The sequence below is a fragment of the Nonomuraea terrae genome (genome assembly GCF_044465245.1).
Lineage (GTDB): Bacteria > Actinomycetota > Actinomycetes > Streptosporangiales > Streptosporangiaceae > Nonomuraea > Nonomuraea terrae.
The window spans coordinates 903998-927192 of sequence record NZ_JBITLL010000005.1 but is presented as its reverse complement, the minus strand read 5'-3'; the positions used below and the strand labels follow the sequence as shown (position 1 = coordinate 927192).

17 protein-coding genes are annotated in these 23195 nt (G+C 74.1%); 15 read left to right on the top strand and 2 right to left on the bottom strand.

The genetic code is table 11. From position 1 onward, the window contains the following. Positions 1 to 4: 4 nt before the first annotated feature. From ACIBP6_RS28000 to ACIBP6_RS27935, 14 genes are all read left to right on the top strand, one after another. Complete coding sequence (locus tag ACIBP6_RS28000) at positions 5 to 2038, top strand: molybdopterin oxidoreductase family protein (RefSeq protein ID WP_397056807.1); 2034 nt, start codon at positions 5 to 7, stop codon at positions 2036 to 2038. Then, positions 2035 to 3429, top strand: coding sequence for an FAD-dependent oxidoreductase (locus ACIBP6_RS27995; RefSeq protein WP_397056805.1), 1395 nt, complete (start codon positions 2035 to 2037; stop codon positions 3427 to 3429). The genes ACIBP6_RS28000 and ACIBP6_RS27995 overlap by 4 nt, the downstream gene beginning before the upstream one ends. After that, positions 3426 to 5852, top strand: a complete 2427-nt coding sequence (gene nirB / locus ACIBP6_RS27990; protein WP_397056803.1) for a nitrite reductase large subunit NirB — start codon at positions 3426 to 3428, stop codon at positions 5850 to 5852. The genes ACIBP6_RS27995 and nirB overlap by 4 nt, the downstream gene beginning before the upstream one ends. Beyond that, a complete protein-coding gene (gene nirD, locus ACIBP6_RS27985; RefSeq protein WP_397056801.1) occupies positions 5849 to 6220 on the top strand; it encodes a nitrite reductase small subunit NirD in 372 nt (123 codons plus the stop codon). The genes nirB and nirD overlap by 4 nt, the downstream gene beginning before the upstream one ends. A 341-nt stretch (positions 6221 to 6561) precedes the next feature. Beyond that, positions 6562 to 7083 (top strand): nuclear transport factor 2 family protein, encoded by a 522-nt coding sequence (locus ACIBP6_RS27980; RefSeq protein ID WP_397056799.1) that lies wholly within the window; start codon positions 6562 to 6564, stop codon positions 7081 to 7083. 209 nt (positions 7084 to 7292) lie between these two features. Next, entirely contained in the window at positions 7293 to 7988 is a 696-nt protein-coding gene (locus ACIBP6_RS27975; protein WP_397056797.1) for a hypothetical protein, read from the top strand. A gap of 54 nt (positions 7989 to 8042) precedes the next feature. Continuing rightward, the gene (locus tag ACIBP6_RS27970; RefSeq protein ID WP_397057089.1) at positions 8043 to 8381 is read left to right on the top strand and encodes an NADH-quinone oxidoreductase subunit A; all 339 of its coding nucleotides are present in this window, start codon (positions 8043 to 8045) and stop codon (positions 8379 to 8381) included. Next, a complete protein-coding gene (locus ACIBP6_RS27965; protein WP_397056795.1) occupies positions 8372 to 9466 on the top strand; it encodes a hypothetical protein in 1095 nt (364 codons plus the stop codon). The genes ACIBP6_RS27970 and ACIBP6_RS27965 overlap by 10 nt, the downstream gene beginning before the upstream one ends. After that, complete coding sequence (locus tag ACIBP6_RS27960) at positions 9459 to 10355, top strand: NADH-quinone oxidoreductase subunit H (protein ID WP_397056793.1); 897 nt, start codon at positions 9459 to 9461, stop codon at positions 10353 to 10355. The genes ACIBP6_RS27965 and ACIBP6_RS27960 overlap by 8 nt, the downstream gene beginning before the upstream one ends. Beyond that, positions 10352 to 10849, top strand: a complete 498-nt coding sequence (locus ACIBP6_RS27955; RefSeq protein WP_397056791.1) for an NADH-quinone oxidoreductase subunit J — start codon at positions 10352 to 10354, stop codon at positions 10847 to 10849. Before ACIBP6_RS27960 ends, ACIBP6_RS27955 begins: the two co-directional genes overlap by 4 nt. After that, on the top strand, positions 10846 to 11151 hold the full coding sequence (gene nuoK / locus ACIBP6_RS27950) for an NADH-quinone oxidoreductase subunit NuoK (RefSeq protein ID WP_397056789.1): 306 nt from the start codon (positions 10846 to 10848) through the stop codon (positions 11149 to 11151). The genes ACIBP6_RS27955 and nuoK overlap by 4 nt, the downstream gene beginning before the upstream one ends. Further along, positions 11148 to 13049 carry an NADH-quinone oxidoreductase subunit L gene (locus tag ACIBP6_RS27945; RefSeq protein ID WP_397056787.1) on the top strand — a complete coding sequence of 634 codons (1902 nt, stop codon included), beginning with the start codon at positions 11148 to 11150 and terminating at the stop codon, positions 13047 to 13049. The genes nuoK and ACIBP6_RS27945 overlap by 4 nt, the downstream gene beginning before the upstream one ends. 2 nt (positions 13050 to 13051) lie before the next feature. Continuing rightward, positions 13052 to 14512, top strand: coding sequence for a NuoM family protein (locus ACIBP6_RS27940; RefSeq protein WP_397056785.1), 1461 nt, complete (start codon positions 13052 to 13054; stop codon positions 14510 to 14512). Continuing rightward, positions 14509 to 15825: an NADH-quinone oxidoreductase subunit N gene (locus ACIBP6_RS27935; RefSeq protein ID WP_397056783.1), complete on the top strand. Its 1317-nt coding sequence runs from the start codon at positions 14509 to 14511 to the stop codon at positions 15823 to 15825. Before ACIBP6_RS27940 ends, ACIBP6_RS27935 begins: the two co-directional genes overlap by 4 nt. Positions 15826 to 15829: 4 nt before the next feature. On the opposite strand, the gene ACIBP6_RS27930 is transcribed toward ACIBP6_RS27935, so the two are convergent. After that, a complete protein-coding gene (locus ACIBP6_RS27930; protein ID WP_397056781.1) occupies positions 15830 to 20413 on the bottom strand; it encodes an SCO7613 C-terminal domain-containing membrane protein in 4584 nt (1527 codons plus the stop codon). Positions 20414 to 20706: 293 nt separating this feature from the next. Here ACIBP6_RS27930 and ACIBP6_RS27925 point away from each other — a divergent pair, with 293 nt between their 5' ends. Then, the gene (locus ACIBP6_RS27925; protein WP_397056779.1) at positions 20707 to 22485 is read left to right on the top strand and encodes a SpoIIE family protein phosphatase; all 1779 of its coding nucleotides are present in this window, start codon (positions 20707 to 20709) and stop codon (positions 22483 to 22485) included. On the opposite strand, the gene ACIBP6_RS27920 is transcribed toward ACIBP6_RS27925, so the two are convergent. Next, entirely contained in the window at positions 22486 to 23145 is a 660-nt protein-coding gene (locus ACIBP6_RS27920) for a FadR/GntR family transcriptional regulator (RefSeq protein ID WP_132622723.1), read from the bottom strand. Positions 23146 to 23195 lie beyond the last annotated feature (50 nt).

Here is a 23195-nt window from a genome sequence, read left to right as displayed (position 1 = left end):
TCGGATGAGCGAGCCGGTGAAGACGCACTGCCCGTACTGCGCCCTGCAGTGCGGCATGGAGATCGGCCCGGAAATGGGCACCGGTCTGACGATCGCTGCCCGGACCGACATCCCGGCCAACGCCTCGGGCGCGCTGTGCCAGAAGGGGTGGACGGCGGGCGAGCTGCTCACCAACGGCGCGCGCCTGACCACGCCCCTCCTGCACGGTGAGCCCGTCGCCTGGGACGTCGCGCTGGACTACGTGGCCGACCGGGTGTCCGCGCTCCGCGCCGAACACGGCCCCGACGCCGTGGCCGTGTTCGGCGGCGGCGGGCTGACCAACGAGAAGGCGTACGCGCTGGGCAAGTTCGCCAGGGTCGCGCTCGGCACCAGCCAGATCGACTACAACGGCCGCTTCTGCATGTCCTCGGCCGCCGCCGCCTCGCTCAGGGCGTTCGGCATGGACCGCGGCATGCCGTTCCCCATCACGGACCTGGCCGAGGCCGACGTCGTGCTGCTGGCCGGCGGGAACGTCGCCGAGACCATGCCGCCGTTCGTCCGCCACCTGTCCGGGCCGCGGCTGATCGTCATCGACCCGCGGCGCACCCAGACGGCCAGGCTGGCCTGGCTGCACCTGCAGCCCGCGCCGGGCACCGACCTGGCCCTGGCCCTCGGCCTGCTGCACCTCGCCGTCGCCGAGGACCTGGTGGACGAGGCGTACGTCGCCGCCAGGACCACCGGGTTCGAGGAGGTGCGCACGTCGCTGGCCTCCTGGTGGCCCGAGCGGGTCGAGCGGATCACCGGCGTGCCCGTCTACCGGATGCGGCAGGCGGTCAGGGCCCTGGCCGCCGCGGGCAACGCGTACGTCCTGACCGGGCGCGGCGCCGAGCAGCACGCCAAGGGCACCGACACGGTGACCGCGTTCATCAACCTGGCCCTCGCGCTCGGCCTGCCCGGCACCCACGGCTCCGGGTACGGCTGCGTGACGGGGCAGGGCAACGGGCAGGGCGGCCGGGAGCACGGCCAGAAGGCCGACCAGCTCCCCGGCTACCGCAAGATCGACGATCCGGCGGCCCGCGAGCACGTGGCGGGCGTCTGGGGGATCCCGGCCGAGGACCTCCCAGGGCCGGGGCGGTCGGCGTACGAGCTGCTCGACGCCCTCGGCACCCCGGACGGGCCGAAGGCGCTGCTGCTGTTCGGGTCGAACCCGATCGTCTCGGCCCCCGACTCCGAGCGCGTGGCCGCCCGCATCGGCGCCCTCGACCTGCTGGTGGTCTGCGACGTCGTCATGTCGGAGACCGCCGTGCTGGCCGACGTCGTCTTCCCCGTCACCCAGTGGGCCGAGGAGACGGGCACCATGACGAACCTCGAAGGCCGCGTCCTGCTGCGCCGCCGCGCCGTCCCGCCGCCCCCGGGCGTGCGCAGCGACCTGGACGTCATCGCCGGGCTCGCCGAACGGCTCGGCCACCGCTTCGCGACCGATCCCGGCGAGGTCTTCGACGAGCTGCGCCGCGCCAGCGCGGGCGGCCCGGCCGACTACTCCGGCATCACCTACGAGCGGATCGCGGACGAGACCGGCGTCTTCTGGCCGTGCCCGTCGCCGGAGCACCCCGGAACGCCCCGCCCGTTCCTGGACTCCTTCGCCACCCTGGACGGCCGCGCGCGGTTCCTGCCGGTGCAGCACCGGCCGGCGGCCGAGGAGCCCGACGACGACTACCCCGTCCACCTCAGCACCGGCCGGGTGCTCGCCCACTACCAGAGCGGCGCCCAGACGCGCAGGATCGCGCCGCTCGTCCAGGCCGCGCCCGAGCCGTACGTCGAGCTCCACCCGGACCTCGCCGAACAACTCGACATCGCCGCCGGCGACGTCGTGCGCGTCAGCAGCAGGAGGGGTGAGACCAAGGCCGTGGCCAGGATCAGCGACGCCATCAGGCGCGACACCGTGTTCATGCCCTTCCACTGGGAGGGCGCCAACCGGCTCACCAACCCGGCACTCGACCCCACGTCGCGGATGCCGGAGTTCAAGGTGTGCGCGGTCAGGGTGGAGAGGTTGTCATGAGACTCGTCGTCGTGGGCAACGGGATGGCCGGATCGCGGCTGGTCAGCGAGGTACGCGCCCGGGACCCGCACATCAGGATCACCGTGTTCGGCGCGGAGTCGTGCCGGCCGTACAACCGGGTGCTGCTGTCGAACGTGCTGGCCGGCGGCTCCAGGCCGGAGCAGGTGCGCCTCCTCGACGCCTCCTGGTACGACGCCAACCGCGTCACCGCCGTCTTCGGCAGCGCGGTCGCGCACATCGACCGGGAGACCCGGCACGTCGTCACCGAGGACGGCCGGCGCGAGCCGTACGACCTGCTGGTGCTGGCCACCGGCAGCGACGCGATCGTGCCGCCGATCCCGGGCGTGCAGCGGGCCATCCCGTTCCGCACGCTCGACGACTGCGAACGCATCCTGCAGGCCGCCGAGAAGACCCGCCGGGCCGTGGTCGTCGGCGGCGGGCTGCTCGGCGTCGAAGCGGCCCGCGGCCTGGCCGGGCGCGGCCTGCCTGTCACGCTGCTGCACCTGGCGGGGCACCTCATGGAACGCCAGCTCGACGTCGAGGCGGGCGAGGTGCTCGGTGAGACGCTGGCCGGGCTCGGCATCCGGACGCGCACCGGCGTCACCGCCGCCGGCGTGGACGAGGACGGCGTCCGGCTCGACTCCGGCGAGCTGGTCGAGGCCGACCTGGTCGTGCTGGCCTGCGGCGTGCGACCCGTCACGAACCTGGCCGCCGAGGCCGGGCTGGAGGTGCGCCGCGGCGTCGTCGTGGACGACGAGCTGCGTACCGACGACCCGTCGATCTTCGCGATCGGCGAGTGCGCCGAGCACGACGGCACCGTCTACGGCCTGGTCGCGCCCGCCTGGGAGCAGGCCGCCGTGGCCGCCGACGTCATCACCGGCGGCAAGGCCCTCTACCGCGGCTCCCGCCTGGTCACCCGCCTGAAGGCCAAGAGCGTCGAGCTGGCGGCGATGGGCGAGACCCAGCTCGGCGAGGAGCACGCCGAGGTGGTGCGCTTCAGCCACCGGGCCCGCGGCACCTACAGGAAGCTCGTCATCCGCGACGGCCGCCTGGTCGGCGCGATCCTGCTGGGCGAGAGCGACGCCGTCGGCACGCTCACCCAGCTCTTCGACCGTGGCGGGCCGGTGCCGGGCGATCGCGCCGGGCTGCTGTTCCCCGGGCTGGCGTCGGCGCCCGTCACCGACAGCCCGACGCTGATGCCCGACGCGGCCAAGGTCTGCCACTGCAACAACGTGACGAAGGGCCAGATCAGGGCGTGCTGGGAGGCCGGCGCGCGCGACGTGGCCGGGGTGGCCGCCGCCACCAGGGCCACGACCGGCTGCGGCACCTGCCGCGACGCGGTGGAGGGGATCGTCGGATGGTTGTGCGAGCAGGAGGGAATCTCGGTATGAGGATCGTCGTCGTGGGGTACGGGCCGGCGGCTCACCGGTTCGTCGAGACGCTCGCCGGCAAGGGGTTCGACGGGCGGGTCACCGTGATCGGGGAGGAGCCGCGCCCGGCGTACGACCGGGTGCACCTGACGTCCTACCTGTCGGGCACGAGCGCCGACGAGCTCACGTACGCGGTGCCCGACGGGATCGTGACCCGGCTGGCCACCCGGGTCACCGCAGTCGACCGGGCGGCCAAGCGGGTCGTCACCGCCGACGGCGGGGCCGAGCCGTACGACGTGCTCGTGCTGGCCACCGGGTCGGCGCCGTTCGTGCCGCCGGTGCCGGGGGCCGAGCACGCGTTCGTCTACCGCACCATCGAGGACCTCGACGCGATCAGGGTGGCCGCGAAGGACGCCGTGGAGGGCGTCGTGGTCGGCGGCGGGCTGCTCGGCCTGGAGGCCGCCGACGCGCTGCGGGCGCTCGGGCTCAAGGCGCACATCGTCGAGATGAGCCCCTGGCTGATGCCCCGCCAGGTCGACGAGGGCGGCGGCTCGGTGCTCAAGGGGCACATCGAGTCCCTCGGGCTGGGCGTGCACGCCGGCTCCGGCGTCCAGGAGGTCGTCACCGGCCCGGACGGCGAGGTCGCCGGGCTGCGCAAGCCGGACGGCACGCTGCTGGAGGCGCAGGTCGTGGTCTTCTCCGCGGGCATCAGGCCGCGCGACGAGCTGGCCAGGGCGTGCGGGCTCGACGTGGGCGAGCGGGGCGGGATCGTGGTCGACTCCGCGATGCGCACCTCCGACCCGTCCGTCTACGCCGTCGGCGAGTGCGCGCTGGCCGGCGGCATGGTCTACGGGCTCGTCGGGCCGTGCAACACGATGGCCGAGGTCGCCGCCGACCGGATCACGGGCGGCACGGCGGCCTTCGAGGGCGCCGACATGTCCACGAAGCTCAAGCTGCTCGGCGTCGAGGTGGCGCAGTTCGGGGCGATGGACGGGGCGCTCGACGTCACCTACATGGACCCGGTGGGCGGGGTCTACAAGAAGTTGTTCATCAGCGACGACGCGCGCACGCTGCTCGGCGGCATCTGCGTGGGCGACGCCTCGCCGTACACGGCGCTGCGTCCGTTCGTGGGCAAGGAGCTCCCCGCCGCGCCGTCGGACCTGCTGTTCAGCGGGGCGGGCGCCGCCCTCGACCTGCCCGACGAGGCGCAGGTCTGCTCCTGCAACAACGTGTGCGCCGGCGACATCCGCACCGCCATCGCCGACCAGGGCGTCACCGACGTGCCCGGCGTCAAGGGCTGCACCCGCGCCGGCACGACCTGCGGCAGCTGCGTGCCGATGCTCAAGCAGCTGCTGGAGAAGTCGGGCGTCGAGGTCAGCAAGGCGTTGTGCGAGCACTTCGCGTACTCGCGGGCCGAGCTGTTCGACATCGTACGGGTGCGCGGCATCACGACGTTCTCCGAGCTCATCGCCGGGCACGGGCACGGGCGCGGCTGCGACATCTGCAAGCCGGCCGTCGCCTCGATCCTGGCCTCGCTGCACAACGGGCACGTGCTCGAAGGAGAGCGCGCCGCCCTCCAGGACACCAACGACGCCTTCCTGGCCAACATCCAGAAGAACGGCACGTACTCGGTCGTGCCGCGCATTCCCGGCGGCGAGATCACGCCCGAGAAGCTCATCGTGATCGGCGAGGTCGCCCGCGACTTCGGCCTCTACACGAAGATCACCGGCGGGCAGCGCATCGACCTGTTCGGCGCCCGGATCGAGCAGCTGCCGGAGATCTGGCGGCGGCTGGTCGAGGCCGGGTTCGAGTCGGGGCACGCGTACGGCAAGGCGCTGCGCACGGTGAAGTCGTGCGTCGGCTCCACCTGGTGCCGCTACGGCGTGCAGGACTCGGTGGGCCTGGCCATCGACCTGGAGCTGCGCTACCGGGGGCTGCGCTCGCCGCACAAGCTCAAGTCGGCCGTCTCCGGCTGCGCCCGCGAGTGCGCCGAGGCCCGCTCGAAGGACTTCGGCATCATCGCCACCGAGCAGGGCTGGAACCTGTACGTCGGCGGCAACGGCGGCTTCAAGCCCCGCCACGCCGACCTGCTGGCCAAGGACCTGAGCACCGAGGAGCTGATCCGGACCATCGACCGGTTCCTGATGTTCTACGTCCGCACCGCCGATCGGCTGCAGCGCACCGCCGCGTGGCTGGAGTCGCTGGACGGCGGCCTCGACTACCTGCGGGAGGTCATCATGGAGGACTCGCTCGGCATCTGCGCCGACCTCGACGTGCAGATGGAGCAACACGTCGCCACGTACGCCGACGAGTGGCGGGCCACGCTGGACGACCCCGAGAAGCTGGGCAGGTTCGTCAGCTTCGTCAACGCCCCCGGCGTGCCGGACCCGTCGATCGTCTTCGCCAGCGAGCGCGGCCAGATCAAGCCGGTGATGGCCCGATGAGCTGGACCCGGATCTGCGCCTACGACGCGCTGCTGCCCGAGCGGGGGGTCTGCGCCCTCGTGGACGGCGTGCAGGTCGCCGTCTTCCGCACCTACGACGGCGACCTGCACGCGCTGGACAACCTCGACCCGTTCAGCGGCGCGTACGTGCTCTCGCGCGGCATCGTCGGCACCAGGAAGGGCGAGCCGACGGTCGCCTCGCCGCTGCACAAACAGGTGTTCTCCCTGGTCACCGGGCGGTGCCTGGACGAGGAGGGCGCGTCGGTGCCCGTCTACGCCGCGCGGGTGACCGACGGGAACGTGGAGGTGAGCGTGCGCGGAGTGGCGGGTTTTCCGGAAGTGCTGCGTACGGCGGTGGCGGCAGGTTAGGCTCGGTGCGCGTCCCTACACCGGGTCCATCTCCAGCGGGGGATAGACGTGCGGGTTGCGATGGGCCGCGGGAAGCACGCAACGCCGTCCGGAGTCCACGCTTTCGCAGCGTGCGGCGTCTTCGCGGTTGGGGAGTGGTTCGGTGTTCGGCTCGATTCGCGGCACTGGATGGACGGTATCCCCGCGACCATGATCGCCGGTCTCGATTGCGCAACGATCGAAGCTCTGAACGGTCTCGCCAATTTCAGTAAGCCGTGATGGTGAGTACTGGCGAGTAAAGGCGTTGTGCGAAGTGCCTAAACCGGGCATTCGGCGCGGACTAGTGCGGGCATCAAGCGGCCATGAGCAAGAACTCTCAACGCAGGGCACTCCTGCTGGCCGCGATAGTCCCCGCCCTCCTCGTCGCGGGTTGCTCCGCGGGTACCACGCAGGCCATGCAAGGGGCGGCGAGCCCCGCCCCGCCCACCGAGATGGAATCGCCCGGCATGTCGCCGGACATGTCGCCGACGGACCAGGCTCCGGCTACGGATCCCCGTACGGCCGTCCAGAACTACTTCAGCGCCCTGAAGTCGGGCAACGTCGACCAGGTCGTCGACTCCTTCGCCGACGACGCGGTCGTCGCCTGGGACGGCGAGCCGACGGCCGAGGGCACCCAGGCCATCCGCAGGCTGTACCAGCAGCAGGCGGAGGGCCAGAAGGAAGCCACGCACACCATCGACGAGGCGCGTACCGCCGGCAACGAGAGCGGCGTCGTCCGCGCGACGAGCAAGCAGGACGACGAGACCCACCGGCAGCTGTTCGTGCTCACTCGGGACGGCGGAGAGTGGAAGATCTCGGAGCTCATGACCAACCAGCAGTCCTGATTGCTCTCTTCAGGACGGTCCGCCTCGGGCGGCCAGTGGCCGGGGCCGGCCAGGGCGGCAGAAAGGCGGGAGGGTGTTTTCCGCTCTCCCGCTTTTCTTTGTCGCGTTATCCGGTGTGACGGTTTTCGTCTGGATATATCGGGTTAATTTCGTCCGGCTGAACGGAACCTCGGGAGGGCTTGCGGTGTATCACCACCGGAGGTGGTCCCATGAGGGCGATCGTGGTCGCGCTGGCCATGTTGACGGGGATGGTGTCAGGGGTGTTCGCCGGTCCGGGTTCCGCGGCGGCGTCGGGCGGGTGGGCGGTGACGTACCTGGACCCGCCGCCGTCCCGGTTCGACAGCGGCACGTCGTACGCGCTGGGATTCTGGGTGCTGCAGCACGGCACCCACCCGCCGAGGGGCGAGCTGGGGCCCATCGCGCTGCGGTTCGTCCGGCAGGACGGCACGAGCAGGCGCTTCGCCGGCACGGTCCTGCCCGAGGCGGGGCACTACGCCACGTCCGTGGTGCTGCCGCAGGGCGTGTGGCGGGTGGTCGCCGAGCAGGGCCTGTTCGAGCCGTACGAGGTCGGCACGCTCACCGTCCCCGGCTCCCTGACGATCGATCCGGTCCCACCGGAGCTCGTCCGTGACATCGGCAGGTCTGACTCGTGGGGAGCCATCCGCCCGCCCGCCGCACCGTCGTCCGAGGGTGCCGAGGCGGCCGGGGCCCCGGCGGCTCTTCCGCCGGCGCGGCCGGTCGATGCCGGGGGCTCGGCGGCGGGTGCGGAGGGAGCCGGCGGGGTGCCCGCGTACACGCTGGTGTTCGCCGCCGCCGGTGGCGCGGCGCTCGCGGTGGCCGCGCTGCGCCTGCCGCTCCTCTCACGGCGCCGCGAGCCGGCGGACGGCGTCGCGGTCTCCGGGTAGGCGCCGCGCGACGCCCTCCGTCCCGAGTCGCCCGGTGAGAAGGCGGTGAGCGGCATGGGCGCGGTGCTGGGGCTGGTGGCGCTGCTCGCGGTGGGGATCGCGGGGGTGTACGCGGTGGCGGCTCATCTCGCGCCCCGGGCCGTCGCGGAGACCGGGCCGTTCCTGTCGGGGGCGCGGCCCCGTGAGCACGCCCTGTCCCGGTTCCACGTGCGGTGGTACACCGTGACGCTGGTCTTCCTGGCCTTCGACATGGAGATGATCTTCATGTACCCGTGGGCCGTCGTCGTGGCCGAGCTCGGGCCCATGGCCGTGGTGGAGATGTTCGTGTTCCTGGGGCTGCTGCTCGTGGGGGTCCTCTACGCCTGGCGGGAGGGGGCGTTCCGGTGGGCGTGAGGGGGTGGCTGCTGCGGTGCGCCGCCCGGCGGCCCCGGGTGCTCGTCGTGGCCTGTCCGTACGGGACGCGGGCCCGGCTGTCGGTGGAGGCGGAGCTCGATCGCCGGGGATGGGAGGTCGCGCTGTCCCCGGCCGAGGCGGGGGTGCTGGTGGTGTGCGGGAGGCCCGGGGAGGAACTGGCCGAGGCGATCGGGACCGTCCGGGAGTCCGTCCCCGTGCCCCGTGCGCTGGTGGAACTGCCGTCCGCGGCGACCCCCGACGACGTGAGCGCCGCCCTCGACGCCGCCACCGCCACCCTGGCCGACGAACGCGCCCGATACGCCACCCCGCCTGCCCGCCCCCGGCATCCGCGTCAGGCGAACGACCCCGGCGGTGCCGGGATCGCCATGGCGGAGCGTGGGGCGGACCGGGACGGGCTGAAGCTGGATCAGCTGCACGTGCCGCTCGGCCCGGTGCTGCCCGACTGGCCCGCCGGCCTCGTCGTCGAGACCGTGCTGCAGGGCGACGTGATCCAGGAGGCCACGGTGCGGGTCCTCCCGCCCGGCGAGACCGGGACGGCCTTCTGGAGTGAACCGTGGCGAAACGCGGGCGGCAGGCCGGGCGGGGAAGGCGAGCGGCGGAGGGCGGCGGCGCGCCTGGACGGTCTTGGCCGGCTGCTCGGGGTCGCGGGCTGGGCGGGGGCGGCTCTGGAGGCGCGTGGGATACGGGATCGCCTGCTCGCGGAGATGTCAGGGGCCGAGCTCCGTCCCCGGCAGGAGCGTTTCGCGCGCCGGGTTCGCCGGTCGGTGGTGCTGCGGTGGATGCTGCGCGGGCTCGGGATGATCGAGGGCGGGTCCGGCGTGCCGGCGTGGATGTGCGGGGACGTGCTGGACCGGGCGTACCGGTGGGTGCACGAGGCCGGCGAGGCCGTCCGGCGGCTGGAGGACGGCACTCCACGGGAGACGGGCCCGGAGACGGCGGGACAGGCGGCGGTGGCGTTGCTGCCCGGGTTGCTGGAAGGCGCGGAGTTCGCGACCGCGCGGTTGATCGTGGCCAGTCTCGATCCCGACCTCGACCAGGTGCCCGTGCGGGCCGGCCATGGGTGAGGCGTTGGGGCTCGTGGTCGCGCTGGCGCTGCTCACGTGGGGTGCCGCGGCGTTCGACGCCGCGCTCGCGGGAAGGCGGGTCCGGCCGGCACTGGTGTGGTCGCCGGGGTGGGAGGCGGCGCGGCTGCTCACGCAGGGGAGGAGGCGGACGTTCTCGGCTGACATCCTGCTCGTTCGCACGGGGGTCGTCGCTCTGCTGATGGCCGCTCTGCTGGGTGCCGTGGTGTTGCCGGTCGGCGAGGCGGCCGTGCTGGACAGCGGTGTGGGGATCGTCTGGTTCAACGCCATGGAGGTGTGCGTCTGGGGGGCCGTGTGGCTGGTCGGATGGGGGGTGAACTCCGTGTACCCGCTGATCGGCGGGTACCGGTACCTCGTGCAGGGCCTGAGTTACGAGCTGCCCTTCATGTTCGTCCTGATCACGGTGGCGCTGGGGGCGGGATCGTTGCGGTTCGGCGACGTGGTGGCGGCGCAACGCGAGCTGTGGTTCGCGGTCCGGATGCCGGTCGCGTTCGTCGTCTATCTGGTGTCGGCGGCGGCGGTCGCGTTCTGGGGCCCGTTCGGGCAGCCGGTCGGCCGGGACACTGCAGGTGGGGTGCGGGCGGAGCTGGCGGGGGCCGACCGGTTGCTGTTCGGCACCGGGCGGTACGCGCTGCTCGTCGTCGTGGCCGCCGGTGCGGTGCCGCTGTTCCTGGGCGGTGGGGCCGGGCCGCTGCTGCCCGGCTGGGCGTGGACCGCGATCAAGACCGTGGCCGTGCTGGGCCTGCTGGTGCTGGTCGGGCACCGGGTGCCGGCCGTACGGATGGATCGGTTCACGCGGTTCGCATGGGTCGCGCTGATCCCCCTCACGCTGCTGCAGACGCTGGTCGTCGGGATCGCGGTGCTGCCGTGAGCGCGGCCTTCTGGGTGCTGGCGGTGCTCGCCGTGGCGGGCGGCGTGACCGTGTTCGTGGTCGACTCGATGGCGCGGGCGACGTTCGCGCTCCTGGCGTCGCTGCTCGCCGGGGCCGGGACTCTGCTGCTCGTCGGCCTCCAGTACGTCGGCGTGCTGGTGATCCTCATGATGGTCATGGAGATGCTCGTCATGGCCGTATTCATGATCATGTACATGATGAACCCGGCCGGGCTGATGCCGATGACGATGGTGCACAACAGGCGGGGCGCCGCGGTCATCGCGTCGGGCGTGTTCGCGCTGCTGGCCGCAGGGGTGTTCGCGGCGCCGTGGCCCGAGCGCGGGGGACGCCCGCCCGTCGACCCCACCCGCGCGCTCGGCCTGGCCGTCATGGGGCAGAAGACGCTCGTCATGATGGTGGTCGGGGTCGCCATCCTGGCCACGATGGTCGCCGCCGTGGTCCTCGCCACCCACCGGGGGCGGTACGACCGATGAGCCTCCAGGCGTACCTGCTGCTGGCCGCCGCGCTGTTCGCCGTCGGCCTGTACGGCGCGCTGTCCCAGCAGGCCGTCGTCATGGTCATGATGGGGCTCGAACTCATGATCAACGGGTTGATCGTGGCCGGCGGCGCGTTCTGGCACTTCGTCGCCCCCCACACCGCCGACGGCCAGGTTCTCGTGCTCGTCGCGGTCACCGTCATGGCGCTGGAGATGGCCATGGGGTTCGCGGTCACCACGGCGATCTTCCGCGCCCGCGACGTGGACATGACCGACGACGCGGGGGACCTCAAGGGGTGAACGCGCTCCTGTGGCTCCTGCCCGCCCTGCCCGCCGGGGCGGGCGGTCTCCTGCTGCTGGTCCGCCGCGCCGCCCGGACCGTCTCGCTCGCGGTCGCGGCGCTCACGCTGGCCCTGGCGGTGTACGCGGCCGTCGCCCGCCCGTCGGTGGACACCAGGCTGCTCTTCCGCGCGGGGCTGGCGGTGGACGGGCTGTCGGCGGTGATGGTGGTCACGGTGGCGGCGGTCGCGCTGGCCGTGCTGGTGTTCGCGGCCGGGGAATGGCGGGAGGCCAGATTCCACGGGCTCATGCTGATCTTCACCGGGGCCATGCTGGTCACGGTGACGGCGACCGATCTCGTGCTGCTGCTGATGGCGTGGGAGGTCATGGGGGCCATGTCGTACGCGCTCATCGGGTATCGGTGGCGCGACCCCGTACGGGTGCGGTCCGGTGCCGTCGCCTTCCTCACCACCCGGGCAGGAGACCTCGGCCTGTACGTCGCGGCCGGTGCGGTCGTCGCCGCGGGGTCCCCGCCGGTCCTCGACGCGCTGGCCGGGGTCTCCGGCGGGTGGCGGGATCTCGTGGCGGCCGGGATCGTGCTCGCCGCCCTGGGGAAGGCGGCGCAGCTGCCGTTCTCGTTCTGGTTGTCGCGGGCGATGGACGGGCCGAGCCCGGTGTCCGCGCTGCTGCACTCGGCGACCATGGTGGCGGCGGGGGCGTACCTGCTGCTGCGGGTCCAGCCGCTGCTCGCCGCCACCGGCTGGGCGGCCGATCTGGTGGCGTGGGCCGGGGCCGTCACGGCGCTGCTGCTCGGTGGTGTCGCGCTCGCGCAGCGGGACCTCAAGCGGCTCCTCGCCGCGTCCACGTGCGCGCAGCTCGGGTTCATGGTGGCGGGGGCGGGCGTCGCGGCGATCGCGGGCGGGGCCGCGCACCTGGTCGCGCACGCCGCCGTCAAGAGCCTGCTGTTCCTCGTGGCCGGGGTGTGGCTGTCGGCGCTCGGGACGCGGGACCTGTCGGGGCTGGGTGGGGCGGGACGCCGGTGTCCGGTCGTCGGGGGCGCGTTCGCGGTGGGGGCGGTGGCGCTGGCGGGGGTGCCGCCGCTGGCGTTGTGGGCGACCAAGGAGGCGATCGTCGTCGCGGTGCGGGAGCCGGCGCTGCACGTCACCCTGCTCGCCGCCGCCCTGACGGCCGCCGCGTACTCGGCCAAGGCCCTGGTCGCGGTCTGGCGCCCCGGCAGATCAGGCGGGACCGCGTCCCGTCCTGCCGGCGGGGTGACGGGGTGGGAGAAGGCGCCGATCGTGGTGCTGGCGGTGGCGGCCGCCGGCTTCGGTGTGGTCGCGGTGCCTGGCGTGTTCGCCGTGTGGGCTCGGGTGACCGGGGACGCGGACGCTTCCGCGCCCTCGCCCGGTGGGCTGGTCCTGTCCGGTCTGCCGGCCCTCGCGGTGGTGGCGGCCGTCCTCCTGGTACGGCCCCGCGCCGCGCCGCGGGGCCGGGCGCAGGGCTTCTTCGCGGACTGGCTGCATCTGGAACGGGCGGCGCTCTGGCTGGTGGCGCGGCCTGTCATGGCGGTGGCCGGGGCGCTGGCGCGGTTCGACGACCACGTGCTCGACGCGGCCGTGCACCGCGTGGCCCGCGCGGGACGGGCGGTGGCCGGAGTGGCGGGCAGGTTCGACGACGGGACGGTCGACGCCGCGGTGGAGGCCGTCCCTCGCGCGGGCACGGGAGCCGCCCGTATCGTGCGGGCCCCGTTCGAGACCGGCGTGGACGGCGTCGTGCGGGCCGTCGCGGCGGCCGCCGGCCGTCTCGGCGCGCTGGCCCGGCGACCCCAGACCGGACAGGTGCACGTCTACTTCGCCCAGGCCGCCGTCGCCCTGACCGTGCTGACGGTGCTCGCCGTCGCCCTCGCCGCGCTGAGGTGACCGTGCTCTCTGTCGTGATCTTCCTGCCGGTGGTCGCGGCCGCGCTGCTGGTGTCGCCCGGGGTCGGGGCGCGGGCGGCGCGGGGGATCTGGATCGGCGCCGCCGTGGCCGACCTGGCGCTCGTCTGCGGCCTGTGGGCCGGGTACGGCGGTGGGGTCGCGTACGAGACGAGGCTGCGCTGGATGCCGTCCGTCGGCGCCGGTTACCACGTCGGCGTGGACGGCCTGTCGCTGCCGCTGATCGCGATGACCGCGCTGCTCTTCCTCCTCTGCGCCGTCTACTCGGTACGCGAGACCCGCAGGCCCAGGGCGTACGCCGCGCTGTTCCTGTTCCTGCAGACCGTCTGCCTGGGCCTGTTCGCCGCGCTCGACCTGCTGCTCTTCTTCGTCTTCTTCGACCTCGCCATCGTCGGCATGTACTTCGTGATCGTCGGCTGGGGGCACGGCCGCCCGGCCCGCTCGGCGCTGAAGTTCTTCCTCTACACGTTCCTCGGGTCGCTGGCGCTGCTGCTCGGCTTCATCGGCCTGTATCTGGGCGCCGAGCCGCACACGTTCGACATGTCGGACCTGACCGCGAACCCGCCGCCCGCGGGCCCGCTCGTGCTGCTGGCCGTCGGGGTGGGGCTCGCGGTCAAGACGCCGGTCGTCCCCGTGCACACCTGGCTGCCGCCCGCCCACACCGACGCCCCCGCCGCCGGGTCGGCGATCCTCGCGGGCGTGCTGCTCAAGATGGGCACGTACGGGCTCGTCCGCATCGCCGTCCCCATGCTGCCGGAGCAGTGGCGTGCGTACGCCTGGGTCGTCATCGTGATCGGCCTGGTCAGCGTCCTGTACGGCGCGCTGGTGGCACTGGCGCAGGAGAACCTGAAACGCCTGGTCGCCTACACCTCGGTCAACCACATGGGCTACGTCGTCCTCGCCGCCGGGGCCGCCGGGCTGACCGGGCACACGCAGGCCAGGGAGCTCGCGGTCAGCGGCGCCGTCACCCAGATGGTCAGCCACGGCCTCATCACCGGAGCCCTGTTCCTGATCATCGGCGTGCTGTGGGACCGGGCCGGATCGTACGAGACCGGACGATACGGCGGTCTGGCGGGCACGGCCCCGGTCCTGACGGGGCTGACGGCGGTGGCGGTGTTCGCGTCATTGGGATTGCCCGGGTTGTCGGGCTTCATAGCCGAGTTCCAGATCTTCACCGGCGTCATCGGGGCCGGCGCGGTCGTCGCCGGCGCGTCGGCGGTCGTCGGCGTGCTCGTCACGGCGGCCCTGCTGCTGCGGATGCTGCATCGGGCCTTCCTCGGAGGTCCAGGCGAGCTGACCGGCCGGGTCGGCGACGTACGCCCCCATGAGCTGGCCGCGATCGCGCCGCTGCTGGTCCTCTCCCTGGTCATCGGCGTCGCGCCGCGCTGGCTGCTCGATGTGATCGAGCCGGCCGCCCGCGCCGTCGTGACGCTGGTCGGCCGATGAACCCCCTCGCCCTCCTCCCCGAACTGCTGGTCCTGACGGGCGGGGTGGCCGGGCTGGTCACCGGGCTGTTCGTGCCGCGCGACCGGCAGCGGGTGGTGGCCTGGATCAACGGGATCGCCCTGGTGGGGGCGGTGGCCGCCGTCGTGGCGGGTCCGGGCGGGGACTTCCCCGCGTACGCCACGGATCTCGTCACGGACGCCGCCCGCGTCACCGTCTGCGTCGCCACGCTGCTCCTCCTCTGGCTCGCCGCCCGCCACACCGGAGGGAACGCGCGCGAGACCGAGCTCTACACGCTGATCTCCCTCGCCGCCCTCGGCGCGATCCTCATGGCGGGGACGGCGGACCTGCTCGTGCTCGTGGCGGCGTACCTGCTGGCGAGCATCCCCGCGTACGCGCTGGCCGGGTTCGCCAAGGACGCTCCCGGCACCGAGGCGGCGCTGAAGTACTACCTGATGGGCGCGTTCCTCGGCATCTGCCTGCTGGCGGGCGTCACCCTCGCGTACGGCTCCTCGGGCGCCACCGCGTACGGACAGGCGCGCGCCCCGGCCGTGGCCGCGGTGCTGCTGCTCGGCGGGCTGCTGTTCAAGGCGGGGGGAGTGCCCGCGCACTTCTGGGTGCCCGACGTGGCGGAGGGGGCGTCGCGGCCGGTGGCGGCGTTCGTGACCACGGTGCCGAAGGTCGGGGCGTTCGCGGCGCTGTACCGGCTGGCGTCGGAGGTGTTCGACGAGCCCGCGCTGCTCGCGGTGATCGCGGCGGCCACGATGACGCTGGGCAACCTGGCCGCCTTCCACCAGGACAACGTCCGCCGCCTGCTGGCGTACTCGACCGTCAGCCAGGCCGGCTACCTGCTCGTGCCGGTGGCCGTGGCCGGGCGGACCGGGCTGGCCGAGCCGGCGCTGCTGTTCTATCTGGCGGCGTACGCGGTCACGAACGCCGGTGCGTTCGCCGTCGTCGCCGCGGCGGGCACCGACCGGCTGCGCGACTACGCGGGGCTGGGCAGGCGGGCTCCGTGGACGGCGGCGGCGCTGGTCGTGTGCCTGCTCGGGTTCGTCGGGACGCCGCCGACGGCGGTGTTCGCGGCCAAGGTGCTGATGTTCGCGGCGGCCTGGGACGGCGGGCTGGCGTGGCTGGCGGTGGTGGCCGCGGTCAACACCGTGGCCAGCGTCTTCTACTACCTGCGCTGGATCCGGCCGGTGTTCGCCGGCGCCGCGGACGGGCCGCCGCCGGTGGGGCGGGGCGCGGTCGCGCTGGTCGCCGCCGCCGTGTCGCTCGTGCTCGGCGTGGCGGCGGGCGCGGCCCTTCTCGCGGCCTGACAGGTCAGCGCATTCTCACGATCAGACGGCGGATCTTGCGCAGGTCGCGCAGGCGGTGCTCGTACGTCGCGCCCGTGAACAGCAGGAACGCGCCCGCCACCGCGATCGGCAGCCAGCGCGGGCCCTGGCCCACGAACGCGGCCAGCGCGGGCGCGAACTCCTGCGCCGCCGTCACCACCAGCACGATCCCGCCGAGGATCAGCGGCGCCTGCAACCGGGCCCGCGCGCCGGCCAGGGTGGCGGCGAACGCGGCCACGCCGAGCAGCAGCGGGCGGGCCAAACCGGGGTCGTGCCAGGTGGCGTACAGGCTGGGCAGGAACGTCAGCGCCAGCGCGGTGCCGTACCCGATCCAGGAAGAGACGCCCGGGTCGCGCCGCCTGACCAGCCACGCCGCGATCAGCCCGGCCACCGACAGCGGCACCGTGTACGCCTCGGGAGCGGTCACGCCGGAGAGCGCCAGCCGCAGCCAGAGGGCGAGCTGCAGCAGTGCCAGCCCCGGCCATCCGGCCCGCCGCCGGTCCCGGCGCAGAGCGACGGCGAGCGCCAGCACACCGCAGCACGCCAGCGCCACGCACAGGAACGCCGGATCCGCGGCGACCATGACCACCGACACCCCGGCCAGCCCCCACCCGGCCACCTCGACCCCCACCCCGGCCCGCACCACCCGCCGCGCACCTCGGTCGAGAGCCGCTCCCGGTTCCCGGAGCCCGGACGGCGTGTCCTGATCGCGGGAGGCTTCCGGCCGCCGGACCGGGAAGCGGCTGCCCGCAGGCGGTGGGAGGGCCGCGGGTCGCGGGAGGGCGGGCAGGCGGGTCAGGAGGGCGGCGGCGAGGGCTGCCAGGGCGGCGATGGCGAGGACCGGGAAGGCGGCTACCTCGACGCGCAGGCCCGCCGCGAGCCCCGAGGCCGCCGCCAGGCCGCCCGCGGCGACGGTGGCCACGACGGCGGCACCCGTCCGTGCGGGCTCCGTGCGCGCGCCCGCTCCGGCCGCCGCCCCGAGCGCGGCGATCGCGCCCAGCACCGCCTGCGTGTACGCGGGATCGTCCAGCGACCACACCGCCAGATGCAGGGCGCAGGCCACGGCCATCACCCCCGCCACGCCGGGACGCGAACCGGCGACCGCCTGCACGGTCAGCGCGACCAGCACCACCCCGTAGAACGCCAGCGTCCCCGCGTACGGCAGATCCGCCACGACCGGTACGAGCACCAGGCACCCCGGCACGGCGACGGTGGCCACGGCACGCCCGGCCGCCGCTCCACGCACCCCGCGCGCCAGCAGCACCCAGGTCACCACCGCGAACGCCCCGACCCCGAGCGCCGTCACCACCCTCGACGGCCCGAACCCGGCGGGCTCCGCCACGAACCAGACCCAGCCGGGGGACTCCCACCCGTCGAACAGCCGGGCCCACGGACGTTCGAGCGCGTCGTACGGGTGTTCCAGCACGCGCCGCCACAACCCGAGATGCGGCAGCAGCGCGAGCGCCGAGGCCAGCCCGGCCAGCGCGTACGCCCGGTCCCGAGCCGGACGGCGCAGCCGCCCGGCCGCCGAGGCCAGCGCCGGCGCGCCCACCGCGAGCACCAGCGACAGCCGGGCCAGGTCCTGCGCCAGCACCATGGCCACCGGCCACAACGCCAACGCGGCCCCGCCGAGCGGCAGCGCGACGGCCCCCGGCAGGACCGGCAGGGCGGCGGCCCGTGACAACAGCACCGCCACGAGCAGCAGCACCAGCGCCGCGTCGCTCTCGCCGAGCCCGCCGCCGAGCGCCGCCGCCACACTCTCCGCCCCGACCGCCAGCCCGGTCACCGACGCGGCCACGCTCGTGACCGGCGACCCCTTGCCCCGGACCGCGCACAGCGCCGCCGTCACCGCGATCGCCGCCAGCACGGCGAGCGTCGCCGTCTGGTCGGCCAGGGACCAGGACACCGCCAGCGTCGCCGTCCACAGGCTCGCGCCGCCCGCCGCCGACCGGGTCACCGCCGACCACAGCGCCAGCGCCGCCGTCAACACGATGAGGAAGGCGAGCGCCGCCCAGTACGGCAGGTCGGCCACCACCGGCAGCGTCGTGGCCGCCAGCGGGAACACGATCATCGCCACGCCCGTCGCGCCCTGACGCCCCCACCGCGCCCACACCGCGAACGTGGCCGCCGACCCGGCCAGCACCAGCACCGGCAGCAGCGCCGGTTGCGCCGGCCAGGGTCCCGCCGGGCTGAGCGCCTCCCGCGCCCCTTCCGCGGCGCCCGCCCAGGCGTTCGTCAGCCATCCGTACGGGCCGACGAGCGCGGGCACGACGGCCCTGCTCAGCGGCAGCGGCGCGAGCGCGGCCAGCAGGCACGCCTCGACCGCCGCGACCGTGCGCCACGTCCCGCGCGGACGCCGCCACGCCGAGGCCGCGGCGAGCAGGGCGGCGGCCGCCAGGACGAGCGCCCGCTGCTCCTCGTCCAGGTGCTGCCCCAGCGCGAACAGCCCCACGACGACGGCGGCCGCCTCGGCCGCCGTCCGCCCGCCCCGGCGTACCAGGTGGGTCAGCCGGTCGAGGGTGCCGAGGGCGAGGGTGGCGTACGTACGGCGGGCGTGCAGGACGGCTGCGGCCAGCCGGCGCGACGGCCGGGTGACGACGAGCGTGGCCGCGCGTACGCCGAGCAGCGCCAGGGCCGCCGCCATCCCGCCGCCGCACAGCGCCCACACGAGCAGCCCCGCCGCCAGCGTCGCCCCCGCACCGCCCACCGCCCGTACCGCCGTCCGGCGCCCGGCGACCGCGCCGACCGCCGTGACCAGCAGCAGCCCGGCGGCGACCGCCCCGGTGGCCTGCCGGTCGGCCAGCGCCCAGCACGCGGCCAGCACGCCCGCGTACCCGCCCAGCCACAGCGCGGCCCCGGAGCGGCGGTCGGCCGCCCACAGCAGCGCGCCGCACAGGGCCACCAGCACCGCCGGCGACGCCGGGTACGGCAGCCCCGCCGCCACCGGTGCGGTCAGCACGGCCAGGGAGCCGGCGACCAGGCAGACGGCCTGCCGCAACCCGGGCGTCCACAGGTCTCCGCGTGAGGGCACGAGCGCGGAGCCCAGCGCCGCGGCCGCCATGACCACGGGGGTCGCGACGGAGTCGTCCCACCGGATGCCGGACGGGCTCAGCAGGCCGAGGTCCGGGGGGTCCGGCCAGGCGGAAATGACCCAGCCCAGCGGGGCGAACGCGACCGTGGCGACCGCGGCCGCCTTCGACGCGGCGGCCGTGCCCAGCACGAGCAGCCCGCCCGTACGGACGCCGTCGCGCAGGCGCGCGGGCAGCCCGATCGCGGCGGCCAGCACAAGACAGGCCGCGCCCGCGACCACGGCCGCCACCCACGAGCCGGGCACGACGTGGACGGGCACCCCGAACAGCGCCCCCGCCGCGGCAAGCGCCGCGCAGGCGCCGATCACCCCGCGCGCGACCGCCCCCCGCGTCGCACCGGCCCACGACAACGCGACCAGGGACGCCACTCCCAGCACGCCCGCCAGCGCCGGCAACCCGAACGCCCCACCCCAAGCCACCGCGGCAGGCCCGGAGCCGGCCAGCCCGGAGTCGGTGAGGCCCGTGCCGGCGGGGCCTGTTCCGGGCAGTGCCGTGCTCGTCAGGCCCATGCCTGCCAGTCCCACGCCGGCGAGCCACGTGATGGAGCCGGCGGCGGCGGAGGTGACGTACTCGGCGGCGGCTCGCGCGCGCCGGGCCGCCCGCCACAGCAGCAGGTCCAGGGCGGCGGTGGCGACCAGCGCCCCCGCCGGCCACGCCCCGCCCGCCGGCAGGTCCGCCTCCATGGCCAGCCCGGCCAGCGGCAGCGGCGTCTGGGCGAGGACGATCGCGACCGGCGCGGGCAGCCGCAGCGGGGCCCGCCACGCGTACAGGGCCCACACGGCGGTCAGGGCGGCGGCGCCCACGGCCACACCCCACAGCGGATCCAGCCAGGGCCCGGCGGAAGGGCCGCCGTCGTCGCCGGAGATCCGCAGCACGGCGACGGTGTCCAGCGGGATCAGCACGAGCCCGATCAGCGCCACCGTCTCGGCGGTGGCGACCAGGCGGCGGCGCACGAGCAGCCAGGGGGCGGCCAGCACCGCCAGCGTGAACACCGTCAGGATGAGCGCCCGCAGGGCCGGCACCTGCCAGCTCACCAGCGTGAACACCACCGCCGCGATCGACAGCAGCACCCCGCCGAGCAGCAGGAGCAGGTTCTGCACGGCCCGATGCGACAGGTCCCGCCGCGGCCCGGCCTGCTCCTTCGCCGCAGGCTCGGACGCGGCCGGTGGTGCCGCGGAGCCCGGCTCGGGAGCCGCCTCCAGGGACACCACCCCGGTGCTGTCCGCACGCTTCTGGGCGAGCACCCCGGCGCTGTCCGCACGCTTCTGGGCGAGCGCCTCGGCGCTGTCCGCGCGCGTCCGCGTGAGCGCCTCTGTGGTGGCGGCGCGCATCCCTGTGAGCGCCTCCGCGCGGCGCTTCGCCAGCGCCTTGCGTCGTTCCTCCAGCTCGGCGAGCTCGGCCGAGAGGGCCAGGTACGCCTCGGCGGCGGACCCGCTCAACAGCAGGCCGCAGCCGGGGCACGACGCTGCGCGGCCCTTCAAGGCGGCACCGCAGTCGGGACAGCGCGGCAAGTCCATGCGGGGAACCTCCCGAAGATCGGGTTCGCTCCCGACCATGCCGCACGATTTCCTGCTTTGTCTGGTAATCCCGAAAATCTAAGCGAGTGAAAAGCGCGTTCTGCGTGAATGCCGAAGTGCGGGCACGAAGCGAACACCGAAGCCGGCGCCGCTTCCCGGCCGCGACCGTCCGGCGGCGGGCGCGGAGTGGGCGGCGGTTTTACCGAAACATGACAAAAGCCCTATCTCGCTACGTCCACCAGGGGCATGGGAGATGTGTGAGCCGGTACCCATCTCTCGCCCCCTATGAGAGCACCGCCGCCACGGCGAAGCTCCGCTCCCAGCTGGAACGCGTGCGCGGCCGGATGCGCGACAAGGCCGTCCTGGACCAGGCGGTCGCCAAGCTGGCGACCAGGGAGAACATCCGGCCCTGCGAGGCCGCCGAGCGACTCGCCGGAATGGCCCAGTACAGCGGGCTGGAGCCGGACGAGGTGGCCAGGCGCGTGCAGGCCCCGCCCGTCCCGGACCTCCCCCTGCCCGACGTCGGCGACTGGGTCAAGCCCATGCTGGAGACCTTCCACGACTCGGCCTCCTACTCCTGCCCGGTCAAGGATTCCTTCGGCCGGGTGGTCGACTTCTTCGTCGTGGCGGTCAACAGCCACTGCAAGACCCCGGACGGGCGCATCGGCGAGGAGCTGAAAGGGCAGCGCCTGCTGACCATCAGCCCGGGCGTGGCGGCCTCCGGGCTGCTCGACGAGTACATCACGGCATTCGAGACGGGCGTTCCCTTCCACCGCGCGCTGATGGAGCACGTCGAGATCATGGGCGAGCGGCTCTGGCCCTCCACGATGAGCGTCCGCGCCGCCCGGGTGGCGGACGGCCTCCTGCTGAGCTGGTGCGTGCTGGACGACAAGGACATGCTCGTCTCGGGCTGGAGACGCGCGCAGGACGCGGCCGGGCTCGGCTGGGGCGAGTGGAACCTGGCCACCCGCCAGGCGATCTGGACCCATCAGATGTACGAGGTGTTCGGCCGCGACCCCGGCGCGGGGCCCGTCGCGCTGGAGGACATCCCGGCCATGGTGCTCCCCGAGGACCTGCCCGTGCTCGACGACGTGATCGACTCGCTGCTGGAGGCCAGGGAGTCGATCGAGACCGAGTTCAGGATCCAGCATCGCTACGGCGTGCGGCACGTGAGCGTGGTCGCCGAGCCGCTGCTGGACACCGTCGGCGTCCCGGTCAAGCTCCGGTTCCTCGTCCAGGACGTGACGAGGGTCCGCCGCAGGGAACGCGCCGAGGCCAGGGCGCAGGAGCGGGCGGTCCGGCAGCGGGAGCGCGCCGAGGAGGAGCACCGGGTCGCCGACCACCTGCAGAACACCATCCTGCCGGTCGGCCGGGGCGTCAGGCGGCTGCCCGGACTGGCCGTCGCCGTCCGCTATCTGCCCGCGGAGGATCTGGCCCGGCTCGGCGGCGACTGGTACAAGGCCCGTGCCGTCCCGGACGGCAGAGCACTGCTCGTCATCGGCGACGCGATGGGCCATGGCCTGACAGCGGCCGGCATCATGCTCCAGATGCGTGCCGGCCTGGCCGGTCTCGCCCACACCGGCGCGCCCGCGCACCAGCTCGCCCTCTGGCTGAACACCCTGCTGACCAGCACCAACGAGGGCGTGACGGTGACCGGCACGGCGATCATCGGTCACTTCGACGCCAAGGACCGCACCTTCGCCTGGACGAACGCCGGCCACCCGAACCCCCTGCTCGTCAGGGACGGCCGCGCCGAGCTGCTGGAGGGCAGCCGGGGCCCCTTGCTCGGCGTCTTCGACGCCGAGTACGAGCTGACGACCACCCGGCTCGAACCCGGCGACGTCCTGCTGTTCTACACCGACGGAGTCGTCGAACGGCGCGGAGCGGACCTCGACACGGGCGTGCGCACGCTGATCCAGGCCGTGCAGGCGTGCGTCGCGGAAGACCCCGACGAACTGATCGACTGCGTGCTGGAGCGGCTCGGCGGAGACCACATGGAGGACGACGTCTGCCTGCTCGCCGCGCGGGTGCTCTAGCTAGAGCCCGCGTTCCTGCCGGTCGAGGATGGCGATGGAGACGGCGACCGCCCGGGCCGGGTCACCGTCCTCGATGGCCTTCAGCAGCTCCCCGTGGGAGTCGTCGGGCTCGAGGGCGGCCTCCTCGCGATCTCTGACGCTGTCGCGCAGGGCCTCGATCATGGTGCGGTAGAAGTCGCCGAGGAGGGCGTTGTGCGCGGCCTCCGCCACCCGCAGGTGGAACTCCGCGTCGGCGTCGGCGAACCCGTCGAGGTCGCCCGCCCCGCCGGCCGCGTCCCTGCGGGCCAGGGAGGCACGCATCGCCGTCAGATCCTCCTCCGTGCGCCGGCCCGCCGCCAGCCGGGCGGCGACGAGGTCGAGGCCGCGGCGCACGTCGATGATGTCCATGGCCGCGGCCGTGTCGAGGCGGCGGCGCAGGGCGACCTGTGACTCGTCCGTCGCCGTGACGTACGTGCCGTCGCCCTGCCGGGTGTGCAGCAGACCGGCATGGGCCAGCACCCGCACCGCCTCGCGTACGGACAACCTGCTCATGCCGAGGCTCTCGGCCAGCTGGTGCTCGGACGGGATCTTGGTCCCGACCGGCCACACCCCTTCGGCGATCTCCCGGCGGAGCTCCGCGATGGCGGCGTCCACGAGTGACGTCCGGGCGACGTTCCGCATGCACCCACTCCTCATCGGCTGGAGGACTTCCACCCTAGATTCCGTACGCC